The sequence below is a fragment of the Streptomyces sp. NPDC051219 genome, assembly GCF_040682335.1.
In the GTDB taxonomy this organism is placed as follows: Bacteria; Actinomycetota; Actinomycetes; order Streptomycetales; family Streptomycetaceae; genus Streptomyces.
Genome location: NZ_JBFBAS010000005.1, coordinates 171,690 through 183,850 on the forward strand (window position 1 = coordinate 171,690; position 12,161 = coordinate 183,850).

Annotated in this window: 10 protein-coding genes; 9 read left to right on the forward strand and 1 reads right to left on the reverse strand. The window is 70.7% G+C overall.

Translation table 11 applies throughout. From position 1 onward, the window contains the following. Positions 1-232 precede the first annotated feature (232 nt). The 4 genes from AB0M62_RS09100 to AB0M62_RS09115 all read left to right on the forward strand — a co-directional run bounded on the left by AB0M62_RS09100 (position 233) and on the right by AB0M62_RS09115 (position 6,462). Positions 233-1,768, forward strand: coding sequence for a DUF4331 domain-containing protein (locus tag AB0M62_RS09100; protein ID WP_366073461.1), 1,536 nt, complete (start codon positions 233-235; stop codon positions 1,766-1,768). Positions 1,769-1,862: 94 nt separating this feature from the next. Then, entirely contained in the window at positions 1,863-3,242 is a 1,380-nt protein-coding gene (locus tag AB0M62_RS09105) for a tetratricopeptide repeat protein (RefSeq protein WP_366073462.1), read from the forward strand. Continuing rightward, the gene (locus tag AB0M62_RS09110) at positions 3,239-4,753 is read left to right on the forward strand and encodes a sulfite exporter TauE/SafE family protein (protein WP_366073463.1); all 1,515 of its coding nucleotides are present in this window, start codon (positions 3,239-3,241) and stop codon (positions 4,751-4,753) included. Before AB0M62_RS09105 ends, AB0M62_RS09110 begins: the two co-directional genes overlap by 4 nt. A gap of 119 nt (positions 4,754-4,872) precedes the next feature. After that, positions 4,873-6,462: a serine/threonine-protein kinase gene (locus AB0M62_RS09115; RefSeq protein ID WP_366073550.1), complete on the forward strand. Its 1,590-nt coding sequence runs from the start codon at positions 4,873-4,875 to the stop codon at positions 6,460-6,462. Here the strand turns inward: AB0M62_RS09115 and AB0M62_RS09120 are convergent. After that, positions 6,446-7,255: an SGNH/GDSL hydrolase family protein gene (locus AB0M62_RS09120; RefSeq protein ID WP_366073464.1), complete on the reverse strand. Its 810-nt coding sequence runs from the start codon at positions 7,253-7,255 to the stop codon at positions 6,446-6,448. The genes AB0M62_RS09115 and AB0M62_RS09120 overlap by 17 nt on opposite strands. A gap of 247 nt (positions 7,256-7,502) precedes the next feature. Here AB0M62_RS09120 and AB0M62_RS09125 point away from each other — a divergent pair, with 247 nt between their 5' ends. The 5 genes from AB0M62_RS09125 (at position 7,503) to AB0M62_RS09145 (ending at position 12,128) form a co-directional block, all read left to right on the forward strand. Continuing rightward, positions 7,503-7,895 carry a hypothetical protein gene (locus tag AB0M62_RS09125; protein ID WP_366073465.1) on the forward strand — a complete coding sequence of 131 codons (393 nt, stop codon included), beginning with the start codon at positions 7,503-7,505 and terminating at the stop codon, positions 7,893-7,895. 320 nt (positions 7,896-8,215) lie between these two features. Further along, positions 8,216-9,079 (forward strand): glycosyltransferase family 2 protein, encoded by an 864-nt coding sequence (locus tag AB0M62_RS09130; RefSeq protein ID WP_366073466.1) that lies wholly within the window; start codon positions 8,216-8,218, stop codon positions 9,077-9,079. Beyond that, positions 9,076-10,110: a glycosyltransferase family 2 protein gene (locus AB0M62_RS09135; RefSeq protein ID WP_366073467.1), complete on the forward strand. Its 1,035-nt coding sequence runs from the start codon at positions 9,076-9,078 to the stop codon at positions 10,108-10,110. The genes AB0M62_RS09130 and AB0M62_RS09135 overlap by 4 nt, the downstream gene beginning before the upstream one ends. A 98-nt stretch (positions 10,111-10,208) precedes the next feature. After that, positions 10,209-10,982, forward strand: a complete 774-nt coding sequence (locus tag AB0M62_RS09140; protein ID WP_366073551.1) for a polysaccharide deacetylase family protein — start codon at positions 10,209-10,211, stop codon at positions 10,980-10,982. A gap of 51 nt (positions 10,983-11,033) precedes the next feature. Continuing rightward, positions 11,034-12,128 carry a DUF5925 domain-containing protein gene (locus tag AB0M62_RS09145; protein WP_366073468.1) on the forward strand — a complete coding sequence of 365 codons (1,095 nt, stop codon included), beginning with the start codon at positions 11,034-11,036 and terminating at the stop codon, positions 12,126-12,128. The last annotated feature ends 33 nt before the right edge of the window (positions 12,129-12,161 follow it).

The following is a 12,161-nucleotide window of genomic DNA, read 5'->3' on the forward strand; positions in this document are numbered from 1 at the left end:
CCTATCGCCCCGACGTCACACCCGTGTATCCCGGTCACGCGATTGACCACCTCTGTACGGAAGTTGACGACTACTCCCCGAATCTAACGTATTCCAGGGCGAGTTGGACAGTGCTCAGCCATCCGCGCAAGGCTCTGCGGAATTGATCGCACGTGCGACCAATCCACCCGGCCGCCGGCACCGAATGCCGGTCATCGGAGCACGATCAGCACTCGCGCGAAGGACGTACGGGATGACAGCCATACCCAGGCGGCGACCGGGGCTCAGGAGTATCGCCGCGCTCACCTGTGGTGCGCTGGCCACCGGAGGGCTCGTAGCCGCCGGCGTGGCCACCCTCGAACCGGAGGCCGCCCGCGCCTCCAGCCACCGGGAGGCTCCGCTGATCTCGGGCCAGCCGCAGTATGACAACACGGACGTATACGCGTTTGTCAGCCCCGACAAAGCAGACACGACGACGATCGTCGCCAACTGGCTGCCGTTCGAGGAGCCGGCCGGCGGGCCGAACTTCTTCAAGTTCGCCGACGACGCCCAGTACGACGTGCACGTCGACAGTGACGGCGACGCCCAGGGCGACCTGCTCTACCGGTGGACGTTCAAGGACCACGTGAAGAACGGCGACACGTTCCTGTTCAACACCGGCCCGGTCACCGCTCTCGACGACCCGGACCTCAACGTCACCCAGACCTACGACATCGATCTGCTGAGGCTGAAGAACCAGCATGTGATGTCCACCACGAAGATCGCCGACGACCTGCCGGTCGCCCCCTCCAATGTGGGCAAGGCGTCCATGCCGGACTACCGGGACCTGCGCGACCAAGCGGTACGTGAACTGCCCAGCGGAGCAACGGCGTTCGCGGGTCAGGCCGACGATCCGTTCTTCCTCGACCTGCGGGTCTTCGACCTGCTGTACGGCGCGGACCTCTCGGAGGTCGGCCGCGACACCCTGAGCGGCTACAACGTCAACACCATCGCCCTTCAGGTGCCGACCGAGCACATCCGCCACTCGGAGGCGCAGCCCGTCGTCGGCATCTGGTCGACGACCCAGCGCAGGAACGCCCAGGGCGACTTCACGCAGGTGTCGCGACTCGGCATGCCGCTGGTCAACGAGGTCGTCCTGCCGATGAAGGACAAGGACAAGTTCAACGCGTCCGCTCCTTGGAACGACGGCGACTTCCTGCAGTCCGTCACGAACCCGGAACTGCCCAAGCTGATCGAGGCCATCTACAAGATCGAGGCCCCCGCCGAGCCACGTGACGACCTGGTCTCCGTCTTTCTGACCGGTGTTGACGAGCTCAACAAGCCGCCGCACGTCAAGCCCGCCGAGGTCCTGCGGCTCAACACCGCCATCCCGCCCGCCGGCGAGCCCAAGCGACTGGGTGTGCTGGACGGCGACAACGCCGGCTTCCCCAACGGGCGTCGGCTGACGGACGACGTCGTGGACATCGCACTCCAGGTCGTGGAGGGCGAGCTGCTGGGCAAGAAGAACGATCTGGGCGACGCGGTGAACGAGAACGACCAGAAGTTCGACCGGAGCTTCCCCTATGTCGCGCTCCCGACCGCCGGTTCCCGCGGCCCGGTGGCGAAGCAGGACGGGGCTCAGGGGTCAGGACGCAACCTGATCAACGGGGGCGCGGCCGTGGCCGGTTCCAGCGCCGACGACAGCAGCACGGTGCTGCTCGCATCGGCCGGCGCGGCAGCGGCCGGCGTCCTGCTGGTCGGACTCGGACTCACGTGGTGGCGGAACCGTCGCAGGAACCTGCCCTACTGACCGGCTCGTAGGGGGCCGGCCGGAGGGCCGGCCCCCGCCGAACGAGGTCACGAAGGCAGGAACGCACGAACGCGCGAACGGAAAGGGCGGTTGCATGTCCCTGCGAGGGGAACCACGAACGAACGAGGGCGGGTCGGGCGGCTCCAACAGGAAGGCGCGGGCAGGAGGGGTGTTCCTCCTCGCGGGGGCGACAGCGCTCGCGCTCACCGCGACCGCCCTCGCCGTCGGCGGGCCCGACCCCGCTCCGCCCGCCGCGCGCACGGCGCCGGCGGCCGACGCCCCGCTCGACCGGCTCGGCGCCGGCGACTTGGCCCGGGGTGTCAGGGACCTCCAGGCGCATCTGCGGTCGCAGCCCGAGGACGCCGGCGCGTGGGCCACGCTGGGCACCGCCTATGTCGAGCAGGCCAGGACCGGCGGTGATCCGACCCGCTACCCGCAGGCCGCCAAGGCCTTCGCCCGCTCGCTGGGAATTCAGCCGCGCGACAACGACGCGGCCTTCGCGGGACGTGCGGCGCTCGCCGCCGCGAGGCACGACTTCCGTGGAGCGCTGCGCGATGCCGGGCGGGCGCTGGCGGTCAATCCGTACAGCGAACGCGCGCTTTCCTCGCGGATTGACGCCCTGGTCGAACTGGGGAGCTATCCCAAGGCCTTGGCCGCCGCCAAGGAGGCCGACAGCCGCCGTCCGGGCATTCCCGTCTTCACGCGTTACGCATATGTTCTGGAGCTGCGAGGCGACACGAAGGGGGCTCGGGGCGTGCTCACACGGGCCCTCGACTCGGCCGCGTCCTCCGCAGACACGGCGTACGTGGCGTCGGCACTCGGGCAACTCGACTGGAGCCAGGGTCAGTACGACACGGCTCTGCGGCACTTCACGACCGCCCTGCGCGCCGACCCCGGCCACCTGCCCGCCCTGGAGGGCAGGGCCCGCACCCAGGCGGCGCGCGGCGACACGGAGGCCGCCCGGAAGGGGCTGGAGGCGGTGGTGGCCCGGCACCCGCTGCCGGGCCAACTCGTGGCGCTGGGTGAGCTGTACGAGGCGGAGGGGCGTACCGCCGACGCGCGCGCCCAGTACGAACTGATCGGCGCGTGGACGGCGCTCGCCCGTGCCAATGGCGTGAACACCGACCTGGACACCGCTCTCGCTCTGGCCGACCACGGCGACCGGACCGAGGCGCTGCGCTCCGCTCGCGCCGAGTGGGGCAAGCGGCACACCGTCCACACCGCCGACGCCCTGGCCTGGGCGCTGCACGTCAACGGCCGTTCGGCTGAGGCGCTCCGGTACGTCGAGCGGTCCGCGCCGGCCGGCAGCCGCAACGCGGTGTTCCTCTACCACCGGGGCATGATCGAGCGGGCGGCGGGCGAGAAGCGGGCCGCGCTCCGCTCACTCACCGCGGCCCTGGACATCAACCCCGCCTTCTCCCCCACCGGTTCGCGTGCGGCCCGTGCCGCGCTCAAGTCGCTGGGAGCGTCATGAGGTGGCGCACCCGCGCCGTCGGCGCCGCGGTCCTCGTGGCCGCGGCCGCGCTCGCGGTTATGCCCGCGGGAACAGCCGCCGCGCACCCGCTGGGGAACTTCACGGTCAACCGGTACGACGGGCTGGTCGTCGCGCCCGGCAGGCTGACGGTCGACCATGTCGAGGACCTGGCGGAGATTCCGGCCGCCCAGGCGCGCTCGCGGATCGACCGGAACGGGGACAAGCAGATGTCCCCGGCCGAGCTGTCCGTCTGGGCCGGTGAGCGGTGCCGGACCGCCGCGCGTGACAGCCGGCTCACGGTGGACCGGCGCGGCATCGCGCTCACGCCGGGCGCGGGCAGTGCACAGGTGCGCCCCGGTCAGGCGGGACTGCCGACGCTCCGCGTGGAGTGCCGGCTGGCCGCCGCCCTGCCGGACGGCCGGCACACGGTCGGATTCCGGACGGCGGACGACCAGGTCCCGGGCTGGCGGGAGATCACCGCGCTCGGCGACCGGATGACCCTGGCGGAGTCCGACGTACCGCGGTCGTCGATCTCAGGGCGACTGGACCGGTACCCGGAGGAGCAGCTCTCCTCACCGCCCGACCGCAGGACGGCCGGACTTTCGGTCTCCCCGGGCGGCCCCGCACTGGTGGCGCAGGAGACGGGAACGGCCCCGGCCTCAATACTCCCGCGGGGCGCGGACCGCTGGACACAGGCACTGACCGGCCTGGTGGACCGGCACGACCTGACCGCCGGATTCGCCGTCCTCGCCCTGGGGGCCGCGCTGCTGCTCGGCGCGATGCACGCGCTCGCGCCCGGCCACGGCAAGACGCTGATGGCGGCGGCCGCAGCGGCCGGCGGGCGGAACTCCCTGCGAGACGTCCTCGCCCTGGGTGCCTCGGTGACGGTCACGCACACTCTAGGGGTATTCGCCCTGGGCGCACTCATCGCGGCGGGCTCGGCGGCGGCGCCGTCGGTGGTCGCCTGGCTGGGCGTGGCCAGCGGCGCGCTGGTGGCGGGCGCGGGCGGGGTGCTGGTACGGCGAGCCTGGAAGAACCGGGGCGGTGCACACGGCCACACCCACGGACACGGGGGGCACAGCCACACCCACGGACACGGCGGGCACAGCCACACGCACGGGGCACCCAGCCATGACCACGACCACGCCCACAGCCACGACCGCCGTCGCGCCGGGCTTCGCGGCACCGTTCTGCTCGGGTTCGCCGGTGGGCTCGTGCCCAGTCCTTCCGCCGTCGTCGTGCTCGTCGGGGCCGCGGCCCTGGGACGGGCCTGGTTCGGCTTCCTGCTCGTGCTCGCCTACGGCGCCGGTCTCGCCCTCACCCTCTCCGCCGCCGGGTTCGCCGTCGTGCGCCTCGGCGCCCGCGCCACCCGGCGTCTCACCGAGCGCAAGCGCCGCGAGGGGCGCGTGTTCTCGGTCGCTCACCGCCTGGCTCCGCTCGGCACCGCGTTCGTCGTGCTGGTTCTCGGGTGCGGTTTGGCGCTCAGGGGGGCGGCAACCGCTCTTGGTTGAGCTAACTTGGGGTAATCACGCTGTTGCGGATTGGGGGCTCGCCTGTGAGCGGAGTGCCGGGCAATGAGCGTGTGGTGGCGGGCCGGTACCGGCTGATCACCCCACTGGGCCAGGGCGGCATGGGTGTCGTCTGGCGGGCCCGTGACGAGGTGCTGGGCCGCGAGGTCGCCGTCAAGGAGGTCCGCGCCCCGGCCGGTCTGCCGGCCTCGGACGAGCAGCGGATGTACGCCCGGCTGGAGCGCGAGGCGTGGGCCACGGCCCGTATCTCGCACCGCAACGTGGTCACCGTCTACGACGTGGCGAGCGAGGACGGCCGTCCCTGGATCGTGATGGAGCTGGTGCGCGGGCTCTCCCTCTCCGAGGTGCTGGAGGGGGAGGGACCCATGCCGCCTCAGCGCGCCGCGCACATCGGCGCCGAGGTCCTCGCCGCGCTGCGCGCCGCGCACGAGGCGGGCGTACTGCACCGGGACGTCAAGCCCGGCAATGTACTGATCTCCAACGACGGGCGGGTGGTGCTGACCGACTTCGGCATCGCGACGGTGGAGGGCAGCTCCGCGCTCACCATGACGGGCGAGGTGGTCGGCTCACCGGAATTCCTCGCTCCCGAGCGCGCGTTGGGTCGCAGGCCGGGCCCCGAGTCCGATCTGTGGTCGCTCGGCGTGCTGCTGTACGCGGCGGTGGAGGGCAGTTCGCCGTTCCGCCAGGACACCCCCCTGAGCACGCTGCGGGCCGTGGTCGACGAAGAACTTCCGCCGCCGCGCCGGGCGGGGCCCCTCACTCCGGTACTCGAGGGGCTGCTGCGCAAGGACCCGGCGGACCGGCTGCATGCCGACGATGCCGAGCGGATGCTGCGGGTCGTCGGTGCCGGTGGCGCCCCCCGGGCAGATGTGCCGCCCTCCCCCGGTCCGTACGGGCCGACGGTCACGTCGGCGACCCCGCCGGCCACGCCCCGGCTCCCCTCGCCCCTGCCGTCCGCGGGCGGCCCGGCGACCACGAACACCACCAGTACCGCCGCACAGGACCGCCCTCGGCGGGCTGCCGTGGTCCTGGCGGCCGGTGTCCTCGCGCTCCTCCTCGCGGTCGGCGGTATCGCTTGGGTACTGATCAACGGCATGGGCGGCGACGGCGACAACGGGGGCACGACAAGGAGTCCGGGCGGTACGACGGGTGGCGCGTCGGGTGGCGGTGACACCGGAAGTCCGGGCGTCGGCACACCGAGCGACTCGGGTGAGCCGGGCGGCGCGAGCGGAACCCCCAGCGGCAACGGCACCACGACGGACGGCGGCGGCCATACGTCCAGCCCGCCACCCGAGCAGACCGTGGAGATCCATCTCCAGACCGTGCGCGGCAGCTTCTCGGGCGCCTGTCCGCCACCGGAGGCGGAGGCACCGGCCTTCACCGCCACGATCACGGTGGGCCGTACCCCTGCCACGGTGGAGTACCGCTGGGTGAAAAGGAGCGGTGAGACGTCCGGGGGCGGCTGGAAGACGCTCACCTTCGCCGCGGGCGGTGGCAGGACGCAGCAGGTGAACCACACGGAGCTGACGTACAAGCAGGGCGAGGTGCACCGCGACGAGATCTGGGTGGAGGCCGGGCAGCCGGTCGAAGCACGGTCGGGCACTGTGGAGTTCTCGGTGACATGTGAGGAGGAGACCCCGACGGGCGGGGCCTCCTCCTATTCGCCGGATACGGTCACGCCACAGCCGTGAGGACGGGCAGGTATCCGCCCGACTGTCCGGCTGAGGTGGGGTGGTAGGACTCGGCGATGTTGAGCCAGTTCACACTGTGCAGCCACGCACTGCCGGAGCAGATCTCGTGGCCGGTGAAGGTGGGGACGACGTCGCCGAAGGTGAAGCCGTGGTCGGCGGCGCGCTTGGCGGTGGCGCTGTTGAGGTGGTCGGCGGCGTTGTTGATGGCGGAGCGTTCCTTTTCGCTGAGCCCGGCCACGCAGGTGCCGCTGAGCTTGTAGAAGCGCGGGTATCCGAGGACGACGACCTGGGCCGCGGGTGCCTTGGACCGGATCGCCGAGTAGACCTGGTCGAGCTGACCGGGCAGCGTCGTGTCGACGTACCGGCGGGCTTCGTTGACGCGGTTGATGCAGTTGGTCTCGGACTGCAGTACGCACGTGGTCATGACGTCGGAGAAGCCGGCGTCGTTGCCGCCGACGGTGATGCTGACGAGGTCGGTGGCGGCGTTGAGGGGGCCGAGTTGACCGGCGAGAACATCACCCGTTCGAGCGCCGGAGCAAGCGGTGAAGTGGAAGCTGGAGGGTGATTGGGCGGCTGCCCAACGAGCCGGATAGGCCCGCGTGGTGCGCTTGCAGTTGCCGCTCGCACTGTCGTAGCCGCCGGCGCCGAGACCCGAGGAATACGAGTCACCGAGCGCCACATAAGGCCCGGGAGCGGCCTGTTGAGCGGCGTGCGCCGCGCCGGACCCGGTCAGGGCTCCGGCGACGGCGAGGAGGAGTGAGGATGAGAAAGCCGCGAATCGGGACAGTTTCATGGAACCTCCCTTAGCAGGATCTCTGCCACATCTGTCGTACCAAGACCCATGCGCTTCGGGAAGTGTCCATGCCAAAACAGACGATGCGTGTGCCCGCATTTCCCTTGCGTGACACCGGCATGACAGACCGTCATGCGACCTGTGCGCCTCCAGTGCTCCTGCACATGCTGTTCACATCTTGACGACCCCTCATCTCCTGCGCGACATTGAAGCCCGGCATCAGGCGCGTCGGGGGGCAAAGCCGCCAATGCAGACGATCAGTGGCAAGTCGGGGCCAGCAGGGCATGGCGTCCTGCCCGTGCTCGCGGGCGCGGCGGCAGCCGTCGGAGGGGTCGGCGCCGTCCTCGCGGTCAACGACAGCGAATCGCTGCTGCGCGCTCCGTTCGCGCTCTTCTTTCTGATCACGATGCCCGCCACCGCAATCGGTTCGGCATTGTCCGCAATGGAACTGCCGGCCCGTCTGGTGGCGTCGACAGCAGGGGCAGTGACGGTCAATCTGCTGATCGCTCAAGTGATGTCGGCCATGAACACCCGGTCGGTCGGCGCCGGTATTGCGTCAGTCGCCGCGGTCAGCGCTCTCCTCTTCCTTCCGGCGATTCTCCGCGCCCACGAAAGAAGGGTCAAAAACACAGAAACGTGAGACCTCAATGCAGGTCTTGCCATACAGTCTCAATCATCAATACCGTCATGCATCCACCCGCATCGGACCATCATGCACAGCGGCTCAGGGGAGGGCTCTAGCGTCGCGATGGGACCCGGGGCGGGGCGCGGTAGGGGGGTGCCGTACTCGGTCACCGACTTGTGCCAAGTCGCGGGCCGGCACGGCCAGTTTTGCCAGCTCACTCAGCCAGTACGGTGTGCCGTGCCGTCATGGCCGCAGTGAGAACCCCCCTTTCGAACCGGACACTCATCCGGACTGCCCGGGGGCGGGCAGTCCACCGGACGAGAGGGAAAAGACTCATGAGCTCATTCCTTCGCCCTGCAGTTCCGGGGCAAGATCCGTTAACGCTGCCGTCGTGGAACGGCAACTCCGCCGAGACCGGAGCCGGCCGAATACACGGCCAGTACCGCCCGGTCTCCTCCCACCTCGCCATAGCGCCACCGGTGAGTGTGGTGATCCCCGCAATGAACGAGGCGGAGAATCTTCCCTACGTATTCAAGACCCTGCCCGAATGGATTCATGAAGTCGTCCTCGTCGACGGGAATTCGACGGACGACACCGTCCAGGTCGCGAGAGATCTCTGGCCGGGCGTCAAAATCGTCAAACAGCGTGGAAAAGGCAAGGGCGACGCGCTGATCAGCGGATTCGCCGCCTGCACGGGCGACATCATCGTGATGGTCGACGCGGACGGTTCGGCGGACGGCGGCGAGATCGTCTCCTACGTGTCGGCTCTGGTCGGCGGAGCCGACTTCGCCAAGGGCTCCCGATTCGCCAACGGCGGCGGTACGGACGACATGACGCTGGTCCGCAAGCTGGGCAACCGGGCCCTGTGTGCCGTGGTCAACGCCAAGTTCGGCGCCCGCTACACCGATCTCTGCTACGGCTACAACGCCTTCTGGCGCCACTGCCTCGACAAGATCTCACTGGACTGCACCGGGTTCGAGGTCGAGACCCTGATGAACATCCGCATCGTCAAGGCAGGGCTCAAGGTGCAGGAGATCCCCAGCCACGAGTACCTGCGGATCCACGGCGTCAGCAATCTGCGCGCCGTGCGTGACGGCCTGCGGGTTCTCAAGGTCATCCTCGAGGAGCAGGGAATCCGCCGGCGCAGGCGGCTCACTCCGCCCCTCACCCTCAACACGGGCCGGGGAGAGGTGTCTTGAACCAGGCGGACATCTCGGTGGTGATCTGCGTCTACACCGAGGAGCGCTGGGACGACATCCTCGCGGCGGTCTCCTCGGTGCGGCACCAGTCGCTGCCCGCGCTCGAGACGCTGCTCGTGGTGGACCACAATCCGGCCCTCCTGGAGCGGCTCGGCAACCAGTACAAGGACAGCACGGCGGCCGGCACGGTGCGGGTGCTCGCCAACTCGGGCCCCCGCGGCCTCTCCGCGGGCCGCAACACCGGTATCGCATCCGCCAGGGGCTCGATCCTGGCGTTCCTCGACGACGACGCGGTCGCCGAGCGCGAGTGGCTGCACCACTTCGCCGCCGCGTACGACGATCCCCGTGTGATGGCGGTCGGCGGGCGGACCGTGCCGGTCTGGGCCTCGCGCCGCAGGCCGGCCTGGTTCCCGGAGGAGTTCGACTGGATCGTCGGGTGTACGTACCGGGGGCTGCCGGAGGGCAAGGTGCGCGTCCGTAACGTACTCGGCGGGAATGCCTCCTTCCGCAGGGTGGCCTTCGACGCGGCCGGAGGCTTCGCGACGGGCATCGGACGGGACGGCGACAAGCGGCCGCTGGGCTGCGAGGAGACCGAACTGTGCATACGGCTCACCAGGGCGCTGCCGCACGCGTTGCTGCTGATCGACGACCGGGCGGTCATCCATCACAAGGTGCCGGCTGCGCGGGAGCGGTTCGGTTACTTCCGCACCCGGGCTTATGCGGAAGGTCTGTCGAAGGCGCTGGTGGCCCGCAGTGTGGGTGCGGACAAGGGGCTCGAGTCGGAGCGCCGCTACACCACCCGGGTACTGCCCGCAGGTGTGGGGCGCGGGCTGCGCGACGCGCTGCTCGGCCGCCCCGGCGGCGCTGGGCGTGCCGGTGCCATCGTCGCCGGGGTCGCGGCCGCGGCGGGCGGATACGTACTCGGCAGCGTCCGCGCCCGCCGGGGAGGTACCACCTTCAAGGCCGCGCCCATCGACCCGCCGGACGGATGCGACTCGCGGCGGGCGGGGTTCGAGGAGGGCGCCGCGTGAACACGGCAGGCGACGCGGGCAACCACGCGAAGGAGAGAAGCACGGGGAGCACGGGAAGCGGGAGAGGCACGGGCAGCGCCGGTCCGGTGCCGATCCTGATGTACCACGCGGTCGCCCACACTCCGGCGGCCGCGACCCACGGGCTCTCGGTCACCCCGGAGGCGTTCGCCGAGCAGATGGACCTGCTCGGCGACCGGGGCTTCACCCCGCTGACCACAGCACAACTGGCCGCCGCCTGGCGTTGCCGCGGAGCGCTGCCGCGGCGGCCCGTGCTGATCACCTTCGACGACGGCTACGAGGGTGTGCACCGGCACGCCCTCCCCGTCCTCACCAAGCACGGATTCGCCTCGACCGTCTTCGTCTCCACCGGCTGGCTCCGCGGCCCGGACGACTGCGGGGGCGCACTCGACACCATGCTCGACTGGGACCAGGTGCGCGAAATCGCCGCGGCCGGCAGCGAGATCGGGGGTCACAGCCACACCCATCCACAGCTGGACCAACTCGCGGACGACCAGCTCGGCTTCGAGGTTCGGCACTGTACGGAGGCGATCGCCGGACAACTCGGGGAGCCGCCGGTGTCCTTCGCGTTCCCGTACGGCTACTCGACCCGGCGGGTCCGGCGTACCGTGCGCGCCGCCGGGTACATGCAGTCGCTCGCGGTGGGCAACGCTCTCGCGCGGCGCCGCCAGGGCCCGTACGCGCTGGAGCGGCTGACGGTGCGGCGCCGTACGGGGATCGAGGAGTTCGAGCGTCTGGTCGAGGGCCGGGCAATCGCCCGGGACTTCGCCCGCGACCGGGCCCTCACCAAGGGGTACGCCCTCGTCCGGGGGGTGCGCCGGGCGCTGCAGGCCGGCCGGCGGCCCGATCGGTGATCCGGCGAAACCTGGGTGCGAAGGACCTTGCCGTGCCGGATCATGGGCGCCATGTCCGCCAACCCTCATGAGGCTCTGCCGATCCGGCTCAACGTCGACGACAGTGATTCACCGTCCGATGTCGTCGACGCGCTGTTTCTCGGCCGCTTCGCGACGGGCGAGCAACCGTACTCCCACAGCTCCTCGCTCGAGCGGGTCAAGTCCGGCGCGACTCTGCTGCCGCCGGCGGCGAAGGTGCTGCGGTCGGCGCGCGACGACGACCGCAGCGCCACCCTCGCCGAGGGTGAGGGCTGGACCCTGCTCGTCTCGCGCTGGAACCGTGGTGCCGATGTGACGGTGACCGCCGTCAGCGACATCCTGGCCGAGACGGTGCTGAAGCAGGCCACCGACGGGGCACAGGACGAGCCCGAACCGCAGCCCGAGAACGTGACGATGGGCTTCTGGTACGTCTCGCCGCGCCGCGGCCCGCACCGCACCACCCGGCAGATCGCGGCAGGCACCTGGGCCGAGGTCCGGCCCAACTACACCGCGCCGGTGGCCGAGGCGATGGACCGGCTGATGAAGGTCACCCCCGACGACATCGCCGGCCGGCTGCTCCTGCTGCACGGCCCTCCCGGGACCGGCAAGACCTCGGCACTGCGGACGCTGGCGCGCTCGTGGCGGGACTGGTGCCAGGTCGACTGCGTACTCGACCCCGAACGGCTGTTCAACGACGTCGGCTACCTGATGGACATCGCGATCGGCGAGGACGACGGTACGGCGAAGGGCCGCTGGCGGCTGCTGCTGTTGGAGGACTGCGACGAACTCATCCGTGGCGAGGCCAAGCACACGGCCGGCCAGGCCCTGTCCCGGCTGCTGAACCTCACGGACGGGCTGCTCGGCCAGGGCCGCAATGTCCTGGTGGGTGTCACGACGAACGAGGACCTGGAACGCCTCCACCCCGCGGTCGTCCGCCCGGGCCGCTGCCTGGCCCGGATCCAGGTCGGCTCGCTGACGCACCGGGAAGCGGTCGACTGGCTCGGCACGGACGAGGGCCTCGGCCGCGACGGCGCGACCCTGGCCGAGCTGTACGCCCTGCGCCGGGGCAGCGGGCCGGCCTCGGTCCCCTCCCAGCACCCGACCGCGGACGCGGGCCTGTACATGTGATTCCGCGGGCGCGGTAATCCATTTGCCGGTGAT

What these genes read in the sequence shown, in the direction of transcription:
- AB0M62_RS09100 (WP_366073461.1), top strand. Translation starts at nt 233, where the DNA reads ATGACAGCCATACCCAGGCGGCGACCGGGGCTCAGGAGTATCGCCGCG.
- AB0M62_RS09105 (WP_366073462.1), top strand. Translation starts at nt 1,863, where the DNA reads ATGTCCCTGCGAGGGGAACCACGAACGAACGAGGGCGGGTCGGGCGGC.
- AB0M62_RS09110 (WP_366073463.1), top strand. Translation starts at nt 3,239, where the DNA reads ATGAGGTGGCGCACCCGCGCCGTCGGCGCCGCGGTCCTCGTGGCCGCG.
- AB0M62_RS09115 (WP_366073550.1), top strand. Translation starts at nt 4,873, where the DNA reads ATGGGTGTCGTCTGGCGGGCCCGTGACGAGGTGCTGGGCCGCGAGGTC.
- AB0M62_RS09120 (WP_366073464.1), bottom strand. Translation starts at nt 7,255, where the DNA reads ATGAAACTGTCCCGATTCGCGGCTTTCTCATCCTCACTCCTCCTCGCC.
- AB0M62_RS09125 (WP_366073465.1), top strand. Translation starts at nt 7,503, where the DNA reads ATGCAGACGATCAGTGGCAAGTCGGGGCCAGCAGGGCATGGCGTCCTG.
- AB0M62_RS09130 (WP_366073466.1), top strand. Translation starts at nt 8,216, where the DNA reads ATGAGCTCATTCCTTCGCCCTGCAGTTCCGGGGCAAGATCCGTTAACG.
- AB0M62_RS09140 (WP_366073551.1), top strand. Translation starts at nt 10,209, where the DNA reads ATGTACCACGCGGTCGCCCACACTCCGGCGGCCGCGACCCACGGGCTC.
- AB0M62_RS09145 (WP_366073468.1), top strand. Translation starts at nt 11,034, where the DNA reads ATGTCCGCCAACCCTCATGAGGCTCTGCCGATCCGGCTCAACGTCGAC.